The 24,681-nt window shown below is 52.0% G+C and carries 23 protein-coding genes, 1 tRNA gene and 1 pseudogene; 9 read left to right on the forward strand and 16 right to left on the reverse strand.

Annotated elements, in window-relative coordinates; all coding sequences use genetic code 11:
* Positions 1–3 precede the first annotated feature (3 nt).
* On the reverse strand, positions 4–765 hold the full coding sequence (locus tag AC534G_RS20205) for a C40 family peptidase (protein ID WP_496594458.1): 762 nt from the start codon (positions 763–765) through the stop codon (positions 4–6).
* 349 nt (positions 766–1,114) lie between these two features.
* On the opposite strand from AC534G_RS20205, the gene dpaA reads away from it, so the two are divergent.
* Complete coding sequence (gene dpaA, locus AC534G_RS20210; protein ID WP_038637546.1) at positions 1,115–1,855, forward strand: peptidoglycan meso-diaminopimelic acid protein amidase; 741 nt, start codon at positions 1,115–1,117, stop codon at positions 1,853–1,855.
* Here the strand turns inward: dpaA and AC534G_RS20215 are convergent.
* Together AC534G_RS20215 and lpcA are read right to left on the reverse strand one after the other, a co-directional pair.
* Positions 1,826–2,593 (reverse strand): class II glutamine amidotransferase, encoded by a 768-nt coding sequence (locus tag AC534G_RS20215; RefSeq protein WP_110498710.1) that lies wholly within the window; start codon positions 2,591–2,593, stop codon positions 1,826–1,828. The two genes, dpaA and AC534G_RS20215, sit on opposite strands and share 30 nt — an antisense overlap.
* A 111-nt stretch (positions 2,594–2,704) precedes the next feature.
* The gene (gene lpcA, locus AC534G_RS20220) at positions 2,705–3,286 is read right to left on the reverse strand and encodes a D-sedoheptulose 7-phosphate isomerase (protein ID WP_016149592.1); all 582 of its coding nucleotides are present in this window, start codon (positions 3,284–3,286) and stop codon (positions 2,705–2,707) included.
* 239 nt (positions 3,287–3,525) lie between these two features.
* Between lpcA and fadE the strand changes: the two genes are divergently transcribed.
* From fadE to AC534G_RS20235, 3 genes are all read left to right on the forward strand, one after another.
* Complete coding sequence (gene fadE / locus AC534G_RS20225; RefSeq protein ID WP_038637538.1) at positions 3,526–5,970, forward strand: acyl-CoA dehydrogenase FadE; 2,445 nt, start codon at positions 3,526–3,528, stop codon at positions 5,968–5,970.
* Between the two features lie 841 nt (positions 5,971–6,811).
* Entirely contained in the window at positions 6,812–7,579 is a 768-nt protein-coding gene (locus tag AC534G_RS20230) for an amidohydrolase (protein ID WP_038637535.1), read from the forward strand.
* Positions 7,580–7,759: 180 nt separating this feature from the next.
* Positions 7,760–8,170 carry a Spy/CpxP family protein refolding chaperone gene (locus AC534G_RS20235; RefSeq protein WP_110498713.1) on the forward strand — a complete coding sequence of 137 codons (411 nt, stop codon included), beginning with the start codon at positions 7,760–7,762 and terminating at the stop codon, positions 8,168–8,170.
* A gap of 15 nt (positions 8,171–8,185) precedes the next feature.
* Here AC534G_RS20235 and AC534G_RS20240 read toward each other — a convergent pair whose 3' ends face one another.
* The 9 genes from AC534G_RS20240 to AC534G_RS20280 form a co-directional block, all read right to left on the reverse strand.
* The gene (locus AC534G_RS20240) at positions 8,186–8,905 is read right to left on the reverse strand and encodes an EAL domain-containing protein (RefSeq protein WP_038637529.1); all 720 of its coding nucleotides are present in this window, start codon (positions 8,903–8,905) and stop codon (positions 8,186–8,188) included.
* A gap of 1 nt (position 8,906) precedes the next feature.
* Positions 8,907–10,574, reverse strand: a complete 1,668-nt coding sequence (locus tag AC534G_RS20245) for an O-antigen ligase family protein (RefSeq protein WP_199981037.1) — start codon at positions 10,572–10,574, stop codon at positions 8,907–8,909.
* A 1-nt stretch (position 10,575) separates the two neighbouring features.
* Positions 10,576–11,118 carry a fimbrial protein gene (locus tag AC534G_RS20250; protein ID WP_110498714.1) on the reverse strand — a complete coding sequence of 181 codons (543 nt, stop codon included), beginning with the start codon at positions 11,116–11,118 and terminating at the stop codon, positions 10,576–10,578.
* Positions 11,119–11,127: 9 nt separating this feature from the next.
* On the reverse strand, positions 11,128–12,192 hold the full coding sequence (locus tag AC534G_RS20255) for a fimbrial protein (RefSeq protein WP_496594459.1): 1,065 nt from the start codon (positions 12,190–12,192) through the stop codon (positions 11,128–11,130).
* The gene (locus tag AC534G_RS20260) at positions 12,189–12,794 is read right to left on the reverse strand and encodes a fimbrial protein (RefSeq protein ID WP_038637513.1); all 606 of its coding nucleotides are present in this window, start codon (positions 12,792–12,794) and stop codon (positions 12,189–12,191) included. The genes AC534G_RS20255 and AC534G_RS20260 overlap by 4 nt, the downstream gene beginning before the upstream one ends.
* Before the next feature lie 11 nt (positions 12,795–12,805).
* A complete protein-coding gene (locus AC534G_RS20265) occupies positions 12,806–13,582 on the reverse strand; it encodes a fimbrial biogenesis chaperone (RefSeq protein ID WP_110498715.1) in 777 nt (258 codons plus the stop codon).
* A gap of 26 nt (positions 13,583–13,608) precedes the next feature.
* Complete coding sequence (locus AC534G_RS20270) at positions 13,609–16,080, reverse strand: fimbria/pilus outer membrane usher protein (RefSeq protein ID WP_038637505.1); 2,472 nt, start codon at positions 16,078–16,080, stop codon at positions 13,609–13,611.
* A 41-nt stretch (positions 16,081–16,121) separates the two neighbouring features.
* Positions 16,122–16,670, reverse strand: a complete 549-nt coding sequence (locus AC534G_RS20275; protein WP_038637503.1) for a fimbrial protein — start codon at positions 16,668–16,670, stop codon at positions 16,122–16,124.
* Positions 16,671–16,739: 69 nt separating this feature from the next.
* Positions 16,740–17,288, reverse strand: a complete 549-nt coding sequence (locus AC534G_RS20280; protein ID WP_038637500.1) for a fimbrial protein — start codon at positions 17,286–17,288, stop codon at positions 16,740–16,742.
* A 749-nt stretch (positions 17,289–18,037) separates the two neighbouring features.
* Here AC534G_RS20280 and AC534G_RS20285 point away from each other — a divergent pair.
* On the forward strand, positions 18,038–18,721 hold the full coding sequence (locus AC534G_RS20285) for a winged helix-turn-helix domain-containing protein (protein ID WP_226809209.1): 684 nt from the start codon (positions 18,038–18,040) through the stop codon (positions 18,719–18,721).
* Position 18,722: 1 nt separating this feature from the next.
* The gene (locus AC534G_RS20290) at positions 18,723–19,241 is read left to right on the forward strand and encodes a FidL-like protein (RefSeq protein ID WP_038637494.1); all 519 of its coding nucleotides are present in this window, start codon (positions 18,723–18,725) and stop codon (positions 19,239–19,241) included.
* Positions 19,242–19,396: 155 nt separating this feature from the next.
* Here the strand turns inward: AC534G_RS20290 and AC534G_RS20295 are convergent.
* Together AC534G_RS20295 and dnaQ are read right to left on the reverse strand one after the other, a co-directional pair.
* A tRNA-Asp gene (locus tag AC534G_RS20295) sits at positions 19,397–19,473 on the reverse strand.
* A gap of 133 nt (positions 19,474–19,606) precedes the next feature.
* Positions 19,607–20,335 carry a DNA polymerase III subunit epsilon gene (gene dnaQ, locus AC534G_RS20300; RefSeq protein WP_069324010.1) on the reverse strand — a complete coding sequence of 243 codons (729 nt, stop codon included), beginning with the start codon at positions 20,333–20,335 and terminating at the stop codon, positions 19,607–19,609.
* Here dnaQ and rnhA point away from each other — a divergent pair.
* Positions 20,289–20,867: pseudogene (rnhA, locus tag AC534G_RS20305) on the forward strand (ribonuclease HI). The gene dnaQ and the pseudogene rnhA sit on opposite strands and share 47 nt — an antisense overlap.
* Here the strand turns inward: rnhA and AC534G_RS20310 are convergent.
* Entirely contained in the window at positions 20,864–21,586 is a 723-nt protein-coding gene (locus AC534G_RS20310) for a class I SAM-dependent methyltransferase (RefSeq protein ID WP_038637488.1), read from the reverse strand. The pseudogene rnhA and the gene AC534G_RS20310 sit on opposite strands and share 4 nt — an antisense overlap.
* Positions 21,587–21,619: 33 nt before the next feature.
* On the opposite strand from AC534G_RS20310, the gene gloB reads away from it, so the two are divergent.
* A complete protein-coding gene (gene gloB / locus AC534G_RS20315) occupies positions 21,620–22,375 on the forward strand; it encodes a hydroxyacylglutathione hydrolase (protein ID WP_069323837.1) in 756 nt (251 codons plus the stop codon).
* Between the two features lie 71 nt (positions 22,376–22,446).
* Complete coding sequence (mltD, locus tag AC534G_RS20320; protein WP_042310500.1) at positions 22,447–23,805, forward strand: murein transglycosylase D; 1,359 nt, start codon at positions 22,447–22,449, stop codon at positions 23,803–23,805.
* A 49-nt stretch (positions 23,806–23,854) separates the two neighbouring features.
* Here the strand turns inward: mltD and AC534G_RS20325 are convergent, their stop codons facing one another.
* Positions 23,855–24,625: a class I SAM-dependent methyltransferase gene (locus AC534G_RS20325; RefSeq protein ID WP_110498716.1), complete on the reverse strand. Its 771-nt coding sequence runs from the start codon at positions 24,623–24,625 to the stop codon at positions 23,855–23,857.
* Between the last annotated feature and the right edge of the window lie 56 nt (positions 24,626–24,681).

The raw sequence follows: 24,681 nt of genomic DNA on the forward strand, positions 1-24,681 counted from the left end.
TGATTACAGAATCGTATTTTCCGTAAGAATACGACGGGCGCCAAGATAATGATCCTGCCAGAAGTCATCGGATAAATTGCTTACCCGAATGGTTTCTCCCGTCCGCGGTGATTCAATAAATTGCCCCTGCCCCAAATAGACGCCCATATGATCGGCTATATCCCGGCGGTGAATATGAAAGAACACTAAATCACCACGGCGAAGATCGCGGTTAGAGACAATCGTTGCCCGTCGGTAGTGATACATTTCATTCGCCGTACGGGGCAATTTTGCCGCCAGGATTTTGTTGTAGGCATAAAAAATCAGCCCGCTACAGTCAAACCCTTCATCCGGATCGGTGCCTCCCCACAAATAGGGTTTACCTAGCTGTTGCTCAAGTCGGTGGATAGCCACTTCGGTGATATTGTGCAGATGATCGCTACTGAGAAAATGGTCATTCTCAGCCAGTTCCTGCCAGCGATGATCGCTGGCTTTTAGTGGGCCCGGGAACCACTCAGGGTGCTGTTTAATCAGCGCCCGGTTCTGCTGGCGCAGCGCGCGTTTACTTTCTGCGTTGCCTTCCACGACGTAGCTTGCCTGTTTTTTTACCTGTGCGTGATACAGTTTCAGTAGCCGGGCGCGGTTACGCATACGCAGTTGCGCCGCATAGCTTAACTGGGCGTCAGATAAGTGGGGCTGAACTTTGGCGACAGACGGTAATGACAGCACAACACACAAAGACAACAGGCCCGGCAAGAAGCAACGGGGTGCAGAGACAAAAAGCATGAAAAGAAGAATACCTGGTCAAACACGTTCGCCGCAGTCTAGCGCTATTGCCCGTCATTCCTGTTTAATATTCGATTATTAAATAATTAATTTTTTAAATTCAACACATTAGGCATTCTTTATTAATAAGACGAAATGCAGAGGGATAGTCAGCAAAATAGGCCCGTGTCTGACAGCCTTTAAGCGCAATTTTTCGTATAAAGAAAAACTAAAGTGTAAACGCCGCACGAGAGACTTGCGAAAAACTCTCTTGGTGCTAATGTGAGCGCTCCAGATCCAGATTTATCCGATTTGGGGACTCTTTTTGCCGTCCTGGCGTGTGTAATCGTTTTATCAAGGAATAAGCAGTATGCGTAAAATCGCATTTTTTCTTGCGATGCTTTTATTGCCGTGCGTTTCATTTGCTGGTTTGCTGAGCAGCAGCAGCCCGACCACGCCTGTCAGCAAAGAATATAAGCAGCAGTTAATGGGCTCCCCTGTCTATATCCAGATCTTCAAAGAAGAGCGAACGCTCGATCTGTACGTCAAGATGGGCGAACAGTATCAATTGCTCGACAGTTATAAGATCTGCAATTATTCCGGCGGCTTAGGGCCGAAACAGCGTCAGGGTGATTTCAAAAGCCCGGAAGGTTTTTACAGCGTACAACGCGGACAGCTCAAACCGGATAGCCGCTTCTATAAAGCGATTAACATCGGTTTCCCTAACGCCTACGACCGTGCACACGGTTATGAAGGTAAATACCTGATGATCCACGGCGCCTGCGTTTCCGTCGGCTGCTATGCGATGACCGACAACGGTATTGATGAGATTTTCCAGTTTGTCACCGGCGCTCTGGTGTTCGGGCAATCCAGCGTACAGGTTAGCATTTACCCGTTCCGCATGACCGATGCCAACATGCAGCGCCATAAGTTTTCGTATTACAAAGATTTCTGGGCCCAGTTAAAGCCAGGATACGATTACTTTGAACAAACGCGTAAGCCACCGACCGTTTCCGTCGTCGATGGCCGTTACGTTATCAGCAAGCCGTTGAGTCACGAAGTCGTTCAGCCGCAGCTGGCATCAAACTACTCGCTCCCCGAGACAAAATAATGCCCATTCGCCTGGCATAATCTTTTGCCAGGTTTCATTGCCGGTTAACGGCTGAGTGGCAATCACGGTGACCACATCATTGGGTGTGGTCTCTGAGCTAAAATCAATTTCCACATCCTGATCCAGCAGCGTCGCTACGCCAAATGGCGCTCGACGGGTGATCCAAAACAGGTTGGTCGAGCAGAAAGCCATCACATAACGACCGTCAGACAACAGCATGTTGAAGACGCCCTTCTCCCGCAGTTCTCCTGCCAGCAACGCGATATATTTAAACACCGCTGTCATATTACCTGGCGTGCGCGGATAACGCTCTGTCAGCTTGTGCAGCAGCCAGCAGAAGGCTTTTTCGCTGTCAGTTTCACCGACCGGGCGGAAATTACCAGTCTCCAGCGATTTATAACCGCTGAGCTGCCCATTATGGGCATACGTCCAGTTACGTCCCCATAGTTCACGGGTAAATGGATGGGTATTTTCCAGCGCCACTTCCCCACGATTCGCCTGACGAATGTGGGCAATCACGGAACAGGATTTAATGGGATAGTCTTGTACCAGTTTGGCGATAGGCGAATTAAAGCTGGGTTGCGGATCTTTAAACGTACGGCAACCCTTACCCTCATAAAACGTAATACCCCAGCCGTCTTTGTGCGGCCCGGTCCCTCCGCCGCGCTGAACCAGCCCAGTGAAGCTAAAGCAGATATCGGTTGGCACATTGGCGCTCATCCCGAGCAGTTCGCACATACATCACCTACCTTAAAACCGTGAACTGCCTGATGGCGCTGCGCTTATCAGGCCTACGTGGAGCTCATGTAGGCCGGATAAGGCTTCAGCCGCCATCCGGCAATCGCCTTCTTATGATTTAACCATCTCTTTTTCGATCAGTTGAATCAGGATATGGATCACTTTGATATGAATTTCCTGAATACGATCAGCGTAGCCAAAGTGCGGCACACGAATTTCGATATCCGCGCTGCCCGCCATCTTGCCGCCATCTTTACCGGTCAGGGTGATGACTTTCATCCCCTTCTCACGCGCTGCGGCAATCGCTTTAATCACGTTACCAGAGTTACCCGAAGTAGAGATGCCTAACAGGACATCGCCCTCGCGTCCCACGGCTTCAACGTAACGGGAGAACACATAATCGTAACCGAAATCGTTGCTGACGCAGGAGATATGGCTAACGTCAGAGATAGCGATAGCCGGATAACCTGGGCGGTTTTCACGATAGCGCCCGGTCAGCTCTTCGGCGAAGTGCATCGCATCGCAATGGGAACCGCCGTTACCGCAAGAAAGTACCTTACCACCGGCTTTAAAGCTGTCTGCCAACAGGACCGCCGCGCGCTGAATGGCGTGAATATTGGCGTCATCTTTAAGAAAATTAGCCAGCGTTTCCGCCGCTTCGCTCAGTTCGTTACGAATAAGATCCTGGTACATGAGGATATCCTTCAGCATGAATGTAAATGACAGGATGCAGTGTACCGGATAGCGCTACCAGCGAGAAGTACAAGCCACAGGAATGGCCGCGGCTTTTGATTTTTTGTGCCGGTTAAAACACCAACAATGTGAGCTTTGTTGTAATTATTTTGTAAACACATTGCTAAAAGAATTTACATCCACTACAACCATATCATCACAAGTGGTCAGACCTCCTACAAGCAAGGGAGCTTTTCGTTATGATGATTTTGAGTATTATCGCTACGGTTGTTCTGCTCGGCGTATTGTTCTATCACCGCGTGAGCTTATTCCTCAGCAGCTTAATTTTGCTCGCCTGGACGGCTGCGCTTGGCGTGGCTGGTCTGTGGTCAGTCTGGCTGCTGGTTCCTCTGGCCATTATTCTCGTACCGTTTAACTTGACGCCGATGCGCAAATCCATGATCTCTGCGCCGGTGTTCCGCGGTTTCCGTAAAGTCATGCCGCCCATGTCGCGTACAGAGAAAGAGGCGATTGATGCCGGTACAACCTGGTGGGAAGGCGACCTGTTCCAGGGGAAACCAGACTGGAAAAAACTGCATAACTATCCTCAGCCGCATCTGACAGCTGAAGAACAGGCGTTTATTGATGGTCCGGTGGAAGAAGCATGCCGCATGGCGAATGACTTCCAGATCACCCACGAACTCGCGGACCTGCCGCCGGAACTGTGGGCGTATCTGAAAGAACACCGCTTCTTTGCGATGATCATTAAGAAAGAGTACGGCGGGCTGGAATTCTCCGCGTATGCTCAGGCTCGCGTATTGCAGAAACTCTCCGGCGTCTCCGGGATCCTCGCGATCACCGTCGGCGTACCTAACTCATTAGGCCCAGGCGAACTGCTGCAGCATTACGGCACCGAAGAGCAAAAGAATCATTACCTGCCGCGTCTGGCACGCGGTCAGGAAATCCCATGTTTCGCTCTGACCAGCCCGGAAGCAGGCTCCGACGCAGGCGCGATCCCTGATACCGGCGTGGTTTGTATGGGCGACTGGCAGGGCCAGCAGGTGCTGGGGATGCGCCTGACCTGGAACAAACGTTATATCACGCTGGCGCCTATCGCTACCGTACTGGGTCTGGCATTTAAACTCTCCGACCCGGAAAAACTGCTGGGTGGGGAAGAAGATCTCGGCATTACCTGTGCGCTGATCCCAACCTCAACGCCGGGCGTACAGATTGGTCGCCGCCACTTCCCGCTTAACGTGCCATTCCAGAACGGTCCGACGCTGGGCAAAGATGTCTTCGTGCCGATTGATTACATTATCGGTGGCCCAAAAATGGCCGGTCAGGGCTGGCGTATGCTGGTGGAATGTTTGTCTGTGGGGCGCGGTATTACCCTGCCGTCTAACTCCACGGGCGGCGTGAAGTCGGTCGCAATGGCAACCGGCGCGTATGCGCATATTCGTCGCCAGTTCAAAATCTCTATCGGCAAGATGGAAGGTATTGAAGAGCCGTTGGCGCGTATTGCCGGTAACGCCTACGTAATGGATGCTGCGGCGTCGCTGATTACCTACGGCATTATGCTGGGTGAAAAACCGGCGGTACTGTCGGCTATCGTGAAGTATCACTGTACTCACCGTGGACAGCAATCAATCATCGATGCCATGGATATTACTGGCGGTAAAGGCATCATGCTTGGCGAAAGCAACTTCCTCGCCCGTGCTTATCAGGGGGCGCCTATCGCCATTACCGTTGAAGGCGCTAACATTCTGACCCGTAGCATGATGATCTTCGGTCAGGGTGCGATTCGCTGCCATCCGTATGTGCTGGAAGAGATGGCTGCAGCGCAGAATAACGATGTGAATGCGTTCGATAAGTTGCTGTTCAAACATATCGGTCACGTTGGCAGCAATAAAGTACGCAGTTTCTGGCTGGGCCTGACGCGTGGCTTAACCAGCAGCACGCCAACCGCCGATGCGACCAAACGTTACTATCAGCACCTGAACCGTCTGAGCGCCAACCTGGCACTGCTTTCGGATGTGTCTATGGCCGTTCTGGGCGGTAGCCTGAAGCGTCGTGAGCGTATCTCGGCGCGACTGGGGGATGTGTTAAGTCAGCTGTACCTGGCCTCCGCGGTACTGAAGCGTTATGACGATGAAGGCCGTAATGAAGCCGACCTGCCGTTGGTTCACTGGGGCGTCCAGGATGCGTTGTACAAAGCCGAACAGGCGATGGACGATCTGCTGAAAAACTTCCCGAACCGTTTGGTTGCCGGGTTGCTGAGTGTGGTTATCTTCCCGACCGGTCGCCACTATCATGCACCGTCCGACAAGCTGGATCATAAGGTCGCGAAGATTTTGCAGGTTCCGAGCGCCACCCGTTCTCGCCTTGGTCGCGGTCAATACCTGACGCCAAGCGAGCATAACCCGGTCGGTTTGCTGGAAGAGGCTCTGCTGGACGTGATTGCAGCCGACCCTATCCACCAGCGGATCTGCAAAGAGTTGGGTAAAAATCTGCCGTTTACCCGCCTGGACGAACTGGCGCATAACGCGCTGGCCAAAGGGTTGATTGATAAAGATGAAGCCGCGATTCTGGTGAAAGCCGAAGCGAGCCGTCTGCGCAGCATTAACGTGGATGACTTCGAACCCGAGGAGCTGGCGACGCAGCCGGTAAAGCTGCCAGAGAAAGTGCGTAAAGTCGAAGCGGCATAACCTTCCGCACGGCATTAAGCACCGCTAAATGGGTAATGCCAGTCAGTTAAGCATATAGGGTGAACATTCCACCTATGAACAGGATTACGTTCACCTTATGCTCATAACTTCTCTGAAACCGCATTACACATGAACGTGCAAGGGAGGCTCCCGCCGCCTCCCTTGCATCCCAGGCTCCCGGCGGGAAAATCGTCGCTTCGCGATTCATTCGTCTTATGCCGTCTGCCTGTCGGGTCGGGGCCGAGCCTGCCTCCATGCAGGCCGTCCCCTCTGCCCGCATCCCTGCGGGCAACCCCGGTCAGCCGTCAACGCCTCATCGATTTTCAGCCGGACCGGAGTCATCGCTTCAATGCTCTGACTTCCAGTTAAATCTGTTTTGCTGTTCAGACCAAAAACGCAGATGGTGAGGTGTGGGCTGGTCCGGCTGAAAATTGCCGACGTGTTTCCGTAAGGCCGGGAGAGCCAGCATGGATGCTGGCTCAGGGCGCGCTTTGCAGGGACGCTTCATCGCGCCCGGCCCGGTAGCCTGAAGGAATAAGCGGAGGGTATTGCGCAGCAACAATTTTCCCGCCGGGAGCCGGGATGGTAAAGGGCGTGGCGGAGAACGCCCTTTACACGTTCACAGGAATCGATGTTTCAGAGAAACAATGAACATGAGGTGAACGGAACCCTTTCTCTGAGACAGCATATTCATAACTTCTACCAATACTGATGATGCTTTCTGAAACAGAGGCGTTAACTGAACAGCATTACGCTATATGCGGGGAGATTTCTTATTGCCACATTTTCGTTAAAGCTCATGCTACAGTGTCAAAATGTTGTTCAACGAGGAGCCTCGATCGTGCCTGGTTTGAAAATTACTCTGCTGCAACAACCGTTGATTTGGATGGATGGCCCGGCCAACCTGCGCCATTTCGACCGCCAACTGGAAAGCGTCACCGGACGTGATGTGATTGTGTTGCCCGAGATGTTTACCAGCGGATTTGCGATGGAAGCAGCAAACAAATCGCTGCCGCAGGAAGAGGTCGTAAGCTGGATGCGCGCCAAAGCGCAACAGACGAACGCCCTGATCGCAGGCAGTGCCGCGATTCACTCCGAACGCGGTGCGGTTAACCGCTTTTTTCTGGTCGAGCCTGAAGGTAATGTGCATTTCTATGACAAACGTCATCTGTTCCGCATGGCGGATGAACATCAGCATTACCAGGCGGGAGACGCGCGCGTTATTTTTGCATGGCGCGGCTGGCGCATTCTGCCGTTAATCTGTTATGACCTGCGTTTTCCGGTGTGGTCGCGCAACCGTAACGATTACGACCTCGCTTTGTATGTGGCTAACTGGCCCGCGCCGCGTTCGCTGCACTGGCAGGTTCTGCTCACTGCACGGGCGATTGAGAATCAGGCGTATGTAGCAGGATGTAACCGTGTAGGAACTGACGGTAACGGTCATCATTATCGCGGTGACAGCCGGGTGATAAATCCACAGGGTGAGATTATTGCCACCGCCGAGCCGCATCAGGCCACGCGCATTGACGCTGACCTGTCGCTCTCGGCGCTGCGTGAGTATCGCGAAAAGTTTCCCGCCTGGCAGGACGCCGACCCGTTTGCGCTGTAGATATCGCCTCTCCTCCCGCTGCGCAACATTTTTGCATAGCGGGATTGTTGCACTCCGTAACCAACCGCAAAACAAATTCGCGTGGCGACATGCTTCAGGCAACGTATTCTGCAAGGGATAATCACTCGTAACCGGCGAGTGTCTGACAATGTTAATAATTCCTTTATCAGGATTTCAATAATGAAGAACTTCGTTCGCATGACTTTGCTGGCTGCAACCGTAGCTGGCGCTTCTTTTAGCACGTTTGCAGCAAATGTATCCAACGTTCCCGCCCCAGCTCAGGACCCGGTAGTCCAGCACCTTAAGCTGACCACCGACCAGGTTGCGCAGATCAAAAAACTGCACCAGCAGCTTGAAACCAACGTCAGCCAGATTTCAGTGAAAGATGTTAAAGACGGCGCATTGATTGACGTTATCAAGTCCGGGAAATGGGATGAAATCGCCGTCAAGAAGCAGCTTTCCGCGTTCAGCAATATCGAACAACAAGCGCGTTATTATCGCGTGAAATACTACTTCGACCTGAACAAAGTGCTGACTCCGGAACAGCGCCAGCAGGTACAGAAAGATATCGCGCAGACGCTGAGCGAGTAATCCCCAGGGCCTGAATCAGCAATGATTCAGGCTTTTCGGCACAATCTCCTGCTCAAAAAAGAAGCCCTGTACAGCATCTGCGCCGCTCATACGGCAGATGGCGTAATCCTGCGCGCTTTCTACTCCCTCGATCACCACCCGCTCTCCCAGCCCGCGAAATTGATTGACCAGTACCCGCAACTGCCACTCCGATGATCTGAACTGATGAAACATCCCGCTTTCAATTTTAATGGCATCAAAACGGATGCCAGACAGTCGCCAGACAAAAAACAGCTCAGGCGAAACGTCATCCAGCCACACGCGAAACCCATGACGCACCAGGGTTTTTATGGCGATGCATACCGCCTGCTGCTCTGCCTTTTCCAGACGCATCATGGTCGCGGGATCCTGAATTTCAATAACAATCCGCCCCTGATGCGCCTGCCTGGTGAGTCGCGAGATCCACGACAGACAGGTCAGCATCCTGACGGATAAATTCAGCGAATAGCTTCCTGGAAGTACGAGCACCCGCTGCATTTGCCACATAAACAGCTGCTGTTTCGCGCTGACAGAAAGATGCTTGAAAAAAAGATCCAGCGGGAGCGGCGTGCGTACCTGGCTTAACACCTCACGGACATCCAGTGATGCATCATCAAAAAAATGAATGCGCTGCAAACGGATCCCGGAGATCCGCAGCAGTTCGGCATTACGGGGAAGCTCTGGTACATATTGAGCCTGTTCGCTGAGTCTGTTCATATCATTCCATTTTTTGATTAAAAGGACGTCGTGCATCCTGTAACCAGGAGATACGGCGATCGTTCGGGTAGATCAGGTAAAAGCGCGTCGCCAGACGGTGCGCCTGGGTCACGTCGCGCTGCTGTAACGCCAGCAAGATTTGCGTGAAGGAGATATTCGGGTCCGGGTGAACACGCACATAGTCAGGCGCCCAGCGGCGAACCAACTCCAGCCAGCGAGCATCCCGGGTACGTTGATACCGTTGCAGGTATCCCATCTGGAGATCAAACCGGTAGCGTGTGGCAAGCAACCAGCCGCCTACCGGGAGCGATTCGGCAAGTTGCCACTGTGTTGACTGCCGTTCCGCCAGCGTCAGTTGCTGTTGCGTCTGTAGCGTGAGAAGCAACAAGGGAGTGGCTATCAGAAACGAGATAAATGCCAGCCCACGAATCAACGACGTCGCCGGGCGCGTCAGACTTGTCCCTTTTAGCGCGCCATCCGCGCAACGAAGCAGCAGGATCAGCAATAACCAGTGTGGCGTTGACTGCCTGACCGGGTATTCCGTCAACATATGGATAACCACCGGCAACGCCGCCACCAGGCAGGCACGACGCCAGCGATTTCCGTGCAGCCAGAGCCATAACCCACCCGCAATAAAACACAGCGAGCCCACCAGCCCAACCAGACCGCCCTCCACCAGCCACAGCACCAGTTCATTATGTGGATGCGAGATGCTGCTCAGCCCCAATGGCCCCGCTCGTTCGAGAAAAACAGCAGCGAAACTGCCCACGCCCCATCCCATCCACGGACGTTCAGCAAATAATGCCAGTGATGTTTTCAGCACCGTCCAGCGCACATGAGAAGTCGTTAAATGATCTACCGTGGCAACGGACAAAAAATGGCGAGCGGCCGCGCCTGCCGCCATACCTAACGCCAGTGGCAACAGAAGTAGCAACAATGTGCGGCGTTGTGCAGGGAACACCGCCAGCAGCAACACTTCGCCGACCGCCAGAGACAAAAAGCCGGTTTGCGACTGGGATTCATGCAGCACAAATCCCATCATCACCAGAGCAATCCCGATAACAATTCGGTATCTGCCGCCCAGGCGTAAAAAGAGCAGCGCTGACAGCAACACGCCGCACGCCGTGAAACTGGCCAGCAGATTAACCTGCTGAAAAATACCGTAGGGCCGCGTGCCACGCCGCCAGGCAAACTCCCAGTAATCAACGCCCGGCCAATGCCAGTACTGATAGACAAACGCCACGCATTCGATGACGCATGCCCCCCATAACAGGGCCAGCAATGCCGTGCGAACGTTTACCGTAAGTGGAATTTGCAATGTCACCAGATAGACAAGCACCCCACCCAATAGCGCCCCCATCACCAGCAACGCCTCGGACCGCCAGACGCCCGGCGTCAGCAGACAAAGCAGCGTCAGGATGAGCGCACCCAACGTAAATCCCATGGCAGGTACAGTGATGCGCCAGCGTCGGCGAGGCAGTAGCATCGTTACGCTTGCAGCCAATACCGCAGCGTAGATCCAACTGGTAATATTAAGCGGCAACGACAGACCGCTGCCGCCGTTATTCAGCCAGTAGAAGTGCATGATCCCGCACCAGAAAAACAGGCTGACAATCAGCAATAATTTCTGGCCAGGCAGCGGCGCAATACGATTCAGTGCGTTCATCATGCTACTGGTAATTCAACGTCCAGGTCCCGCTGGCGCTGAACGGACCGTATTCAAGGGACTGGTTTTTTATCGCCGACGGCTCTGCCGCGACCCACGCCAAAAAATTCAGCGTCATCGCTCCTTCAGTAATCTCTGTAACTGATGTACTTTCATCAAGCCGGATTGCCGTGCCATCGTCTTCGCTCATCCCAATCCCGATCCCCGACGCCCCGCCCTGCTCGCTGCTATCCAGCGCCAGATGATCAGTAAGCTCCGCATCTTCCTTGCCGCTGAAGGTGACCGAGATCCCACGGAAGACCTCCGGGTTGCAGTCGCGTAGCTGGATGCTGAATTTTTCCGGTTTACTGCGCCCCGAGAGATAGAGATCCTGCGTCGCGATTTGTCCGAAATCGACCTCGATTTTGTCGCCGCCGGGCGCCAGGCTGCAGGCCAGCGCTCTGATGGTGCCGTGAAAATACATATCGCCGCCGACCAGTTTGGTGTCAGCCTGAACCGTTGCGCCAAACAGCAGCGTACTCACCGCGATTAACGTTCTGAAAGTCATGGTATTACCCTACTGAAACTGCGCGACAACGGTGGCAGAGGCTTCAAACTCACCTTCCTGAACGCTCCCCACGCCCGGCTTTGCCACCGGTGCGGCAGTGAGATTCCAGTCGCCCTGATTCTGGTAAAAACCCTTCACGTTGTAGAATTGATTGGGCACGACGGTGCCGCCGCTCTCGTCTTTAATCAGAATGCCGAGATCGTCGCGTTTCTGTCCGCCACTCAACGTGCCGAGAAGATGATCGTTAAACCCAGCCGTACCTGACGCCGTGGTGGTTTGTACACCTAAATTGATGTTCAGCGCGCCCTGATCGAAGCTGCCACCTTCACAGACCACGTGTATCGGGATCGACTTGCTGTAATTGGTGCCGTTAAGCTTTGCAGCGGATCCGGACAGATCGCCAAACTCAATGCTGATTTTGTCTCCCCGATTGAAGGTGCATTTATCCGGCACGGTAATGAGCCCGGATTTAATGACCACACGGGAAATTGGCGTTGTCGGCGTAGGGCCTGCATTGCCCAGACGTCCAGCAACTTCCACCAGTGACTGAGAAGTGATATTGATGCCGTTAATAATGGGTTTAGTGACAATAAACGTCACTTTTCCTTTAGACCCACTTTCAATGTTAGTGGCTCGCTCGTAGCCTTTGCGCTTTTTGCAATTATGGTCGTTGTAGCGATTCGAAAAGTTGGTAAACGGTGCCTGAACGTAGTTGTTATACCGCCCGGCGACCCATACCTTCACTTCCACATCCAAGTACTCATTCAGACGAAAACGGTTCGCTCCCTGATTAGAAGGCGGCATGGTGGTCGTGGTGGTGTAATAAATCGGCTGTCGCGAGATGTCGGCCTGCTCACAATGAAAATCCACGACATACCAACTGCCTAAATTCCAGGTGAACGGATCCGTTCTGCCGCCAACATGGTTTTTGCTGACGTCCAGCGAGCTCAGTTCAATATCGTACTGATGCGGCGACCCGCCCTGCGGTTCACCTTCACCCTGAGTAAATGCCTGCCCGGCCAGCGGACAGCCAGCCAGGGCGACCCACAGCAGCGCTTTGTGCAATACGCTCATAGATACTCCAGCTTAAGTCTGACCAGACCGTTAAATTCGCCAGCGGTCACCTCCGGGCCAAAAGATTCCAGCGCGGCAAGAAAGTGAATCGCGTTATCGCCCGGTTTGAGGATCCACATGCGTTGCGGTTGATTCAGGTGAATCAACTGGTTGCGTTCGGTCAGTAGCCGAATGCCCGCACCACGCACATCGCCGCGAATACGCCCCAGATCGCTGTTTTCCGGCGCATCCTCGGCCATCAGCGTCATCGACACGCCACGTTCCACCGTGCTATGCGCCAGCTCCGGCATTTCGCTGGTCTGTCCGGGAAAATCCCTTAAGGTATGGCCAGAGCCTTTTAAGCAGCCATTCAGGTTCAGCGTCACTAATACCGGATCGCTGCGATCGCCGCTCTGGCGAAAGCGGCTGGCGGAAATATCACCCAGATCGATGGTCTGATCGCGTGAAGCCATATCCAGCACGCACGGCGAAACGAATACCCGACCGTGAAAGCGGACGTTGCCATACTCGCCGGAAACGTTGCTCATATCCTGGCGGCCGCTAGTGGCCTGAACCGGGCAGGCCATACCAGCCATCAGCAGAGCGCAAAGCATCTTTTTCATTTACGAGTCCTTTACCGGGGCTGTTGCTCCATCGGCAATGCTTTACACACATTGCCTGTGCAGCTGAATTTCAATTCAGGGTGACCGCCAAAATCGTTCACATACATCATGCTGAACTGGCTGACGCTGCCGTCGGTGACGCTGAAATCAAGCGAGGATTTTGGTGAAATCATAACCCCGGGGAAGTCAGTCAGCCTGCCGCCGCCCTGCGCTTCCGGCTTACGGCTTAAACCGATCAAGGTGACGAAGTATGGCGTTGGGTTATCCACGGTCCAGCGTAGACCCTGCTTGTGAAAGACCAGTTGGTTTTGCCATACCGCGCCCGGCGTTTCCGGCACGATGGCGGTCGGCCGGTAGAACAATTTGATGCGCGACTGCATCGCCAGTTGCAGCACGTTAGGCTTATCAGGCTTAGGTGGAATCTCACGCACATTCAGGTAGAACAGGCTTTCACGATCCTGAGGCAGCGCATTAATCCCGCTGGTTTTCGTCACGCGGGCAATGCCTTTTTGCCCACCGTTAATTCGCTGCAGCGGCGGTAAGACCATCAGCGGCGAGGTAACTTTTGTTCCGTTGGCATCTTCCACCCACGACTGGGCCAAAAACGGAATGCTCGGGCTGGTATTGGTTAAGTTCGCACTGACAGAGCGCGCATCGCCGGTGATGATCATCCGGGTACGGTCGAGCGCAATGCCCGCCCAGGAAGCGTTGATCTCTGCAATAAAAAGCAGGCCACAAGCCACGGGTTTGAGCCAACGCTGCACGGAGTAAAAAGCTTGATTTTTCATGACAAAATTCATTCTGGTTATTGAAATTATTCACAAGGCAACAGCACGTTACCTTCCGGGTTGAGTTGTTGTGGCACCTGTAAGTGACACTGCGCTCGACCGCCCCAGGCCACGGAAAGACGCTCGGCTGGATTCACACCGGCAATCCAGGCCATGCCGTTTTCCATCACCATGGCGACGCTGACGCCGTTGGCGTTAAACACTTCGGCGCCAAACGGCGGGACCGAACCCTCCTTCAGGCGCAGCAGCGCCATCATTTTTTGCCCCTGCGCCACGGCAAAGCGCTGGTAGCCAATCGCTCCTTCCGTCAGGGTGTTGGTGACAATGGCTTTGGTCGCGGAAATATCCTCGTCCATTGCGTCCACATCGATACGGGTATCAAAGCTGTGATAGCTGACGACGTCCGGTACCACGGCAATACCGAAGCGGTTTGAGTGCGCCTGTTCGCCGTTCAGCGGTACATTCGCCACACCGTCGGTATCGACCATCACTCTGGCGGTATTCATTGACGCCTGGCTGTTGTGCAACGCCGCACCGTGACGCGTCGCGGTAAAACCGCCGCGCATCGTGCCGCCTACGGAGAAATAACGTGATTGCTGCCAGCTGACGTTAGATTCCAGCTCCGCCATCATGCTGCGGTGCTTGTAATAGCCATCAAATGCCGTGTGCCCTTCACCGGAAACCCCTGCGCGCAAACGCCATGGATTGTTACGGTCGCGGTTATCGGAATACGAAACCATCTGGCTGGTCTGGTTGCCGCTGTTCTGCAATTCATAATCCATGGATCGGCCATCGCTCCAGGGAATCGAAATTGAAAGCGAAAGACTGTCGTCCCGTTTGCCCTGATACTCAGAGCGGTAAGCCGCAAGGTTGGCGCTAATCCCCTGGATGCCCGCCAACGAAAAGCTGTGTCCCATCGACAAGCCGTAACGATCCTGCGAACGACGATCCCAGTAGTTCTGGTGGGTGTAGGTCAGATACAGCGTGGTGGCTAACTGCGGATCGTCGGCAAAAAAGGTTTTGTTACCGGTGATGGTGTACATCTCTTTTTCGTTGCCGGCGCTGTTGTTATTGGCATACTGTTCGTCGAGGAACTGCGAAAAAGTGCGGAAGTTACGCTGTGAAAAGCGGTACCCGGCAAAGGTGATAGCGCTGTTGTATTCATCGAAGGTTTTGGCATAGCTGAGCTTAAAGGACATGCCTTTTTGTTCAGCCTGATGCTTCACCCGACTCACGGATTGCGTCGCATCTGCCGATAACGCTCCCAACCAGCTCAAATCCCGGCCGATCCCCATCGACCAGGCGTTATAACGATCGCCAGTGAGCAGCGCGCCGCCGTACAGCGACCACGCATTGCTGACCCCCCATGAGAAATCGCCGGTATAAAACGCAGGGCCCTGAATGTCATGGTTGTAAAGCGATGGCTTACCGACCGCGGCGTTGTAGCGAACGTAGCCTGGGCGCGTCAGGTAGGGAATATCGGCGGTATTAACCTGAAAGGTTTGTACGCTGCCATCCTGCTCCTCAACGCGTACATCCAATGTGCCGCGTACCGAGCCGTGCAGATCCTGAATATTAAACGGCCCCGCAGGAACGGTGGTTTGATAGATAACACGTCCCTGCTGACTGACGGTGACCTTCGCGTTACTCCGCGCGATGCCATGGACTTCAGGCGCGTAACCCTGCAAATTCGGTGGCAACATACGCTCATCGCTGGCGAGGTTAACCCCGGTGAAACGTACCGAATCAAAAACCTGCGAATTCAGATAGATTTCGCCAAGCGTCAGTTTTGCCGCCTGCATCGGTAATGGGCGATAAGCATAGATCTGATCCCAGTCGATACGCCCACGATTATCATCGGAAGCGTAATTGGCCTGATACTGCCCGCGAAAGCGCCACGCGCCGAGGTTAAAGCCTGTTTGCCCGTAGCCAGAAAGAGAGCGGTAATGATCGCCCCCCTGCTCGTAATGTGTGGCCTGACCCGAGATGCTGTAGTCAAAAATCAGCCCTGCGACGCCATTATCCCAGCGCTCCGGCGGCGTCCAGTCGGGATCGGTATATTTCATCCATGCCTGCGGCACGGTAATGTCCAGTACGCCTGCGCTATTATTCAACGCTACGCCCGGCAGACGGGAAATGTCATAGCAGGTCGCGCTAATCGGATGAATATAGGTCAGCGCCTCTTCTTTGAGCGCCAGTAATTCGAGTTGTTGCTGCGTCAGACACGCCATGGATTTATGCGGGTTGGCAGGATCGACAATATAGCGGATCGACTGCTGAGGAATTTCCTGGCTGTTAATTCGAACATCCAGCAGATATTCTCCGGGAGTCACAAAGTTGCCTTCGGAAAAACGCTGTAAATCGACATTCTGCCGGTCACTGGCGTCCAGTACGTCAGTATTAAATTCAATGGCCTCATCCGCTTCAGCCCATGCAGAGGCACAAACCAGAGTAATAAATAGCGCCAGGCGTTTTTTATCTGTTTTCAGCGTGATCATTTTCGTTCGCAAACCTTCAGATACCCGAATTGCAGTGCAGCTCAGAGATAATTCACAACAAAATGCGTGACCGCAGTAAATTCGCCGGATGTCATTCTTCCGTCACGGGAGATCAAATAAGCCGTAAAGTTGAGTGTGTTCTTCCCTGGGTTAAGCACATAATCTGGTGATGGTTCGCCCAGACGAATTTGCTGTCCTTTGCTGTCGTATATTTCTATTGCTAAATTTTCAGTTTCCGACTGCACGCTCAGATAATCAGGATTGTCCCTGTCGGGCGCACCAGAAAAGGTAATATTGGCGCGTTGAAACACATTCCCGGAATGTTGAGAATCCCCTAATGAACATCCCAGCAAATGAATACTGAAATCATGCGCGGACACTTTTTCTGGTCTTCCGGAAATATCTCTGGCAGAGAGATCATCGAATTCAACCAGTAGCGACCGGTCGCGCGGATCAACATAACAGGCTGCCTCAATAATATTTCCTCGCATGCGCATTTTGCCGGGCGTACTGTTTAGACGATTGGCGCCAGCCATAACCCATGCAGGCGAGATAAAGACAAAAAGCAGTAAAATTCGCCATCCAGGCATAACCGTATTTCCTTTCAGTTATTCGCAGGAAGGGTTAAGCAGGCGCATTAATGCGCCCGCTGCGGGTAATTACTGATAGTCGATCTGGAAATTAACGGTAGATTCGAAATCACCCGGCGTTACCGCTGCAGAAGCGTTGTTTGCCTGCAGATAAGCAACGAAATCAATGTCGGTTTCGCCGTCAGTGATGTTGACCTGAGAGGCAGCTTTACCCCATTCCACGTCCTGGTTGCCGCTGTCAACCATACCAATACCCGCGCCCTTTGCAGTACCAGAGGTGAATGCGGCCAGGGCGTTGTTGTCGGTATCAATTGTTGCCGGGGTATAGGTCACAGTGGCCGTTTTCGCAACGGTGGTGTCGCAGCCCTGAAGAACGATTTTGGCATGCTTAACGCCAGCGCGTTGGTTGTCTTTTAACTGAGAGGTTGGGATCTCACCAAAATTAACCTGCACCGGGCTGGATTCAGGTGCCAGACCGCATGCGGAATTAACCAGAGAACCGGTGAATTGAATTTTACCGTTAGTCGGCTCGACATTTTTTGCAGCGAAAGCAGAAGAGGCAGTCAAAGTCATTCCCGCCATCAGCGCGCAGGCCACAGCCACGTTTTTCATTTTCATATTACTACTTAACCTTATATCCGTTTTTAGTTATTCCGACGATCTATTTCCGCAGACACTTAACGTCAGGGAAATGCTGATCTGCAGGTGGCGGTAGCGCATATCCCTGCAAACAATCCATCTCAACCCGCCCCTTATTTTGAACATCATTGGCATTCCATACGAAATACCGTCCACAGCTATTCAGGCTGTTTCGGGGCTTATATTAAGTCGGCAGAAAAATGACACAATGCAAAAATACGGTATTAATCAAACTCAGGGAATCGTGTTGTATCACCGCCTGCATAACGATCGTTTACCTAAAAAACCACCAGAATCCAGGCGCATACCAGTGTTAATATCTATTATTTTGCATTTTTATAGAGTTTTTATCTATCAACTATTTTTTTATTTAGTCCGGATACCAGGCAAAATGTATTTATGAAAGTTTTGTAAAAATGAAAGTGGATATCAAAAGCGAGTAATGACAATAAGATAGTGACAGAGAGAAAGGAGAATGAGACAACTTATAAGAAATATTAAAATATTGTTATATAAATATTAATGAAGCGATCTATGGCGCAACCATTTTTTATAAATAAATTATGTTATGCTATTGCTTCCCCCACTCGAATGCGAGATATCCTGCTTTAAAGGAGACATCAGTGATTTCTCATATACCAATAAACAAAATTAAATCCGTAATTATTGGTGATGGCTTAGTTTTCAGACCAAATAAAAATACCCTAAAAGACCTGACATCGGGTGAAATGGCGACATTGAATAATGTGGCAACGCAATTACTGCTCTATTTGTTGCAAAATGGTAAAGAGATTTCCTCGCGCGATGAAATTCTGCTGAATGTTTTCCAGCATAATGGCGCCCGGGCGACGGATGCCAATCTCAACCAGCACATTTCATTTCTGCGCAAAGCAATAACGTCAACGGGTCACCCTGCCGAGCTCATCGTCACCATTCCGCGAATGGGATTTCGGATGGGCGACGTCAATATCAATATTCAGCAACTGGAAGAGGCGCAAACTCCAGCGCGAATTGCCCATGTTGCAAAGAAGCTCAACAAAAAGAACCGAAACCGATGGCCAGTCGCGATAACAACGTTAATCACCGGTATCGCAGTGCTGGCGACAGCGTGGTTAACATGGATACCCAATGAAATCGCCATGACGGACGCAGCTATTCTGCGGACAATCGACTACGAGCAATGCCGGGTACATATATTAGGGAATGCTCTTACCGATACCATAACTGAAAAGAAAGCGCTGGATATATTCAAGTCAGTAGGGATTAACCCAAACTGTTCGCATCCAAAAGATCTCTATCTTAATACGTGGGCGAGCAACCATAACCTGGTTGAGTGGTCGTTTGCCGCTGAATGCGGACTAAACCTCGGCTATTACCATTGCGTCAGCCAGTATCGTCATTATGAGGAATGATATGAAGCAGGAAAGCGATCACTCTCCTTTACTGTGGTCAGTGGTAATTGCCATTTTTGGGCTGGCGGCCATTGCTTTTTTCATTATCGTCGGGAATGCGAAGAAACAAGAAATCAGCTTTTCATGCTCATCGGAATTTACGTCGATACTCGACATCCAAAATAGCAAAAAGGAACTCAACGGAATTATGCTGATCACTAGCTACAATTCCGGACACCTTTCATTGTCAGTACAGGGGAAATTCAAAAGTGATGATGGTGAGTTCACTGTTAGCCGAAAACTGTTCTTTCGCTACGCCCGTCCGCTCGGCCATACCGCAGGCGTTTTCATGCTCACTCCCGATGGACGTGAAAAATCCCCCGATGATGACGCAACGGATGCTGTCGATTACCTCTTCTTCGACGCTTACGAACGTGCCGACAAGCTGTATATGCTGAAGCGCCTGAATGAGGAAACGGTTCTTATTGGCGATAACTTTTCACCCCGCTTCGCCTGCGTGATGAATCACTTCGCGGGTTAATCGCCTCTACGATATGCGTCGGGTTAAGGATGACCTGATGTGTTTCCCGCCCGGCAGCGCGGAGGTTGCAATGCAGTGTAATGATGGGATTGTTATTTGGGGTGGGCTAAAACGACGAAAGCCTGAATCATTTCTGATTCAGGCTATCTGAATAGTGGCGGAATGGACGGGACTCGAACCCGCGACCCCCTGCGTGACAGGCAGGTATTCTAACCAACTGAACTACCACTCCGCGTTGTGTTCCGCTCGGGAACGAAGCGAATATTACGGATTGCCTCGCGCCTCGTCAACGCTTTTTCTCACGTTTTTAATCGTTTGCTGCAAAAATCACCCGAATGGTCATTTCTGCACTGTAATTGGGTCATTTACGCCCGCCAGAGACAACTTCCCCCCTTCTTCTGCACCAGGTCAAGGCGCGATTCATGGGCCGCTAACTCCTCATCAGTGGCGAAAACAACGCGTAGTTTACTGGACTGCCGAACAATGCGCTGGATCCCCGTGTCATTTTGCTGCTGGCTGTCACCTTCCATCGAGAACGCCATCGTGGTCTGCCCACCGGTCATCATCAGATAAACGTCGGCCAGAATCTGGGCATCGAGCAATGCGCCGTGCAGGGTTCGTTTACTGTTGTCTATTTCATAGCGCGAGCATAACGCATCAAGGCTGTTTCGCTTGCCAGGAAACATTTTCCTTGCCAGCGCCAGGCTATCGGTTATTTTGCAAAATTCGTTGGTTTTCGGAATATCACGATTGAGCTTAGCAAACTCGTAATCCATAAAGCCGATATCAAACGATGCGTTATGGATGACCAGCTCCGCGCCGCGAATGTAGTCGAGAAACTCGTCGGCCACCTCGGCAAACGTAGGCTTATCGAGCAGGAATTCGTCTGCGATTCCGTGTACGCCAAACGCTTCCGGATCCACCAGCCGATCCGGCTTCAGGTAAACGTGGAAGTTATTACCGGTCAGGCGGCGGTTCACCACTTCGACCGCACCGATCTCAATGATCTTGTGGCCTTCGTAGTGGGCGCCAATCTGGTTCATACCGGTGGTTTCGGTATCAAGGACTACCTGTCGTGTAATTCCAGTGCTCATAACGGTCATTTATGTCAGACTTATCGTTTGATTTCGATTTGCTAAAACAGGAAGTCTACCAGAGATGCTTAAACAGGTAGAAATTTTCACCGATGGTTCTTGCCTGGGAAATCCAGGGCCAGGTGGTTACGGGGCAATTTTACGCTATCGCGGGCGCGAAAAAACCTTTAGTGAAGGGTACAACCTCACAACCAATAATCGCATGGAGTTGATGGCGGCAATCGTTGCGCTGGAAGCCCTGAAAGAACAGTGTGAAGTGATACTCAGCACCGACAGCCAGTATGTGCGCCAGGGCATTACACAATGGATCCACAACTGGAAGAAGCGCGGCTGGAAAACGGCAGATAAAAAACCGGTAAAGAACGTCGATCTGTGGAAACGTCTGGATGCCGCGCTGGGTCCGCATCAAATCAAATGGGAATGGGTTAAAGGCCATGCGGGCCATCCGGAAAACGAACGCTGTGATGAGCTTGCGCGCGCCGCGGCAATGAGTCCCACTCAGGATGATATCGGGTATCAGGCCGAGTCTTAAGCGTCCGGCTTGCGGTATTGCCGGGTAGCGCCAACGGCCTGGCGGATAGGCGTTTTGCTTTTATTTTGTTTCATTGGGTTGAGCGTAAGTGGGATGGTTCGCTTACGTGCGACCACCAGTTGCAAACATCCCAGGGCAGGAATATGGGCGCTTAACATTTTCCCGCCTTTCTTGTTCCAGGGCAGAACATGAAAGCGGCTGTAGTGCAGCACTTCAAAATTTAGCAAAGAGAGCCAGTCCAGTTGACGCATGAGGGTAAACATCCGGCTGTTGTAAGGCGGGGTCTTGCGCAATACCGGCACCAGTTTACGCAGTCCCATCAGGCTTACCGGATTAAACCCGCTCAGAATCAACCAGCCGTCATCAATCAGCACACGATCGGCTTCGCGCAGTAACCGATGCGGATCGTCACACCACGGTAACGTATGGGCCAACAAACAGACATCCACCGACTTGTCGGCAAAGGGCAGATGTAAAGGATCGGCCGTTACCTGCATGGGAGAACCCAGCAAAGAAACATTAACCTGATGAGAAACCGCGCACGCTTCAGAATCGATTTCTGCGCTTAAATTACCAATTTTAAGCAGATGAAAACCGTACATTTTTGCGAACCACGGGTTAAGCTGATGCTCCAGCGCCTCACGATAGTATTCGCCCCAGGGTAAATCATCCCAGCTCACGGGCGCTACGACAGTTTGAGGGATCCTTGCCGGTTTCATCATAACCTTCCGTTTCGCATTGAGAGGTAAGATATGAATCTTAACAGTATTCCTGCATTTCAGGACAATTACATCTGGGTCCTGTCAAATAATGACCAACATTGTCTGATTGTTGACCCGGGAGAAGCCGCCCCAGTTCTGCAAGCCATTGCAGAACATAACTGGGTGCCAGAGGCCATTCTGCTGACCCACCATCATCAGGATCACGTTGGCGGCGTGAAAGAACTCCTGCAACACTTCCCACAAATAGTGGTATACGGACCGGCTGAAACGCAAGATAAGGGAACGACGCACATAGTCGAAGATGGCGATATTGCTCTCGTATTGGGGCATGAATTTAAGGTAATTGCTACGCCGGGTCACACTTTAGGACATATCTGTTACTTTAGTCACCCTTACCTGTTTTGTGGCGACACGCTCTTTTCTGGTGGCTGCGGTCGGCTTTTCGAAGGTACTGCAACACAGATGTATCAATCACTTAAAAAGATCAGCGCACTTCCCGATGATACTTTGATTTGTTGCGCGCATGAGTACACATTAGCAAATATGAAGTTTGCTTTAAGCATCCTCCCGCACGATTCGTTCATAAATGAATATTATCGTAAAGTTAATGAGTTACGCGTAAAAAAACAAATGACACTACCCGTAATTCTGAAAAATGAGCGGCGAAATAATATTTTTTTGCGAACTGAAGATATTGATTTAATTAATGAAATAAACAAAGAAACAATATTGCAACAACCTGAAGAGCGTTTTGCCTGGTTAAGGTCAAAGAAAGATACGTTCTGACAATTCCGGGTTGCCTTTTGAAAACTTCGCCGTTATGATCGGTCGTCTTTTAAGCAACTATTGACACACACATGAAGGCAAAAGCGATATTACTCGCCTCTGTCCTGCTTGTTGGGTGCCAGAATACTGGTAACGTCCAACAGCACGCACAGAGCCTTTCTGCAGCTGGTCAAGGGGAAGCAGGAAAGTTTACAAGTCAGGCGCGATGGATGGACGATGGAACATCTATCGCTGCTGATCAAGATTTGTGGGCTTTCATTGGTGACGAGCTAAAGATGGGAATTCCGGAAAACAGCCGGATTCGCGAACAGAAACAGAAGTATTTACGCAATAAGAGCTATCTCCACGATGTAACTTTACGGGCAGAGCCGTATATGTACTGGATAGCCGGGCAGGTTAAGAAACGTAACATGCCAATGGAACTGGTATTACTACCCATAGTGGAGAGCGCTTTTGATCCTCACGCAACGTCTGGCGCCAATGCCGCAGGTATTTGGCAGATCATTCCGAGCACGGGGCGCAATTATGGTTTAAAGCAGACCCGCAATTATGATGCACGTCGCGACATTGTGGCTTCCACGACTGCCGCGCTCGACATGATGCAGCGTCTGAACAAGATGTTTGATGGCGACTGGCTGCTGACCATTGCTGCTTATAATAGCGGTGAAGGTCGCGTGATGAAGGCGATCAAAACGAACAAAGCGCGTGGTAAATCCACCGACTTCTGGTCGTTACCGTTGCCTCAGGAAACGAAGCTGTATGTGCCCAAAATGCTGGCTTTGAGCGATATTCTCAAAAACAGCAAGCGCTATGGCGTGCGTCTGCCTACAACAGACGAAAGCCGCGCATTGGCACGTGTTCGCTTGAATAGCCCGGTTGAGATGGCTCAGGTTGCCGATATGGCGGGTATATCCGTCAGCAAGCTGAAGACCTTCAATGCAGGCGTGAAAGGCTCCACGTTGGGTGCCAGCGGTCCGCAATATGTGATGGTGCCAAAGAAGCATGCAGAAAAGCTGCGTGAGTCTCTGGCTTCAGGCGAAATTGCAGCCGTGCAGTCAACGCTGCTCGCGGATAACACGCCGCTGAACAGCCGTAGCTACAAAGTTCGCTCTGGCGATACGCTTTCTGGCGTTGCTTCACGTCTTGGCGTGAGCACAAAAGACCTGAAACAGTGGAACAATCTGCGTGGTTCTTCCCTGAAAGTAGGCCAAAGCCTGACGGTAGGCGCTGGAACCAGCGCGCAGCGCCTGGCTAATAACAGCGATAGCATCACCTATCGTGTGCGTAAGGGCGACTCGCTGTCGAGCATTGCCAAACGTCACGGGGTTAACATCAAAGATGTGATGCGCTGGAATAGCGACACGGATAACCTGCAGCCTGGCGATCAGCTAACGTTGTTTGTGAAAAACAACGGTATGCCGGACTCCTGATAACATTGTAGAAATGAAGGCACTGGTTTCCCCCCAGTGCCTTTTTTATTTATCCTGCTTTATGCGCCTCTACCATTATCGTGTCGCTGGTAAACGACCCCTCTTCCTGTAATGCAAAGTAGGCCTTCACGTCAGCAGATGCACTCTCCTGGTATAAACGAATCGCTTCGGTCAACGCCGCAGGCGTACGCATCCGCGCAACCCACGAACTGAACTCCAGCGGCAAGCGGTCAGTTAACAAGGTGTCAGCAATGAGATTCGCGTCATTGATTAAAGACAGCCACTCCCCGCTGGAATAATTGCGTACGTGCGAGGTATCACGCAACGCTTCCACGGTTTGTAACCAGATATCACGTACAGGGTGACCCGGCGACATCACATCCATCACGATCAGTACGCCGCCGGGCTTCAGGACGCGGTTCACCTCCCGCAGCGCGCGCCCGACATCATGCCAGTGATGCGCGGAATAGCGGCTAATCACCACATCAAACGCGTTATCTTCAAATGGCAGGCTTTCGGCATAACCCTGGCGCGTGGAGAGGTTTTCCAGCCCCCTGTCTTTTGCCGCCTCCGCCACCACTTCAAGCATTTGTGAAGATAAATCATAAGCTACGACCTGCCTGACGTGTTGCGCAGCCACAAAACTGGCATGCCCTGCTCCGCATCCCATATCCAGTAACCGGGCTTGCGGAAATGCTGACAATCTTGCGGACAGGCGTTGCAAATCGCGGCCAGAGGCATGTACCGCACTGGTCAAATAGGCATTAGCCTGAGAGCCAAACTGTTTTTCGACGTTGTCATGATGGGAGCGTGTTGTCATTGTGTTGTCCTTCGGTTGTTGTTTAATAGGAAGGGCAGCACCACTACAGGTCTGCC

The organism is Citrobacter sp. CRE-46, assembly GCF_059615875.1.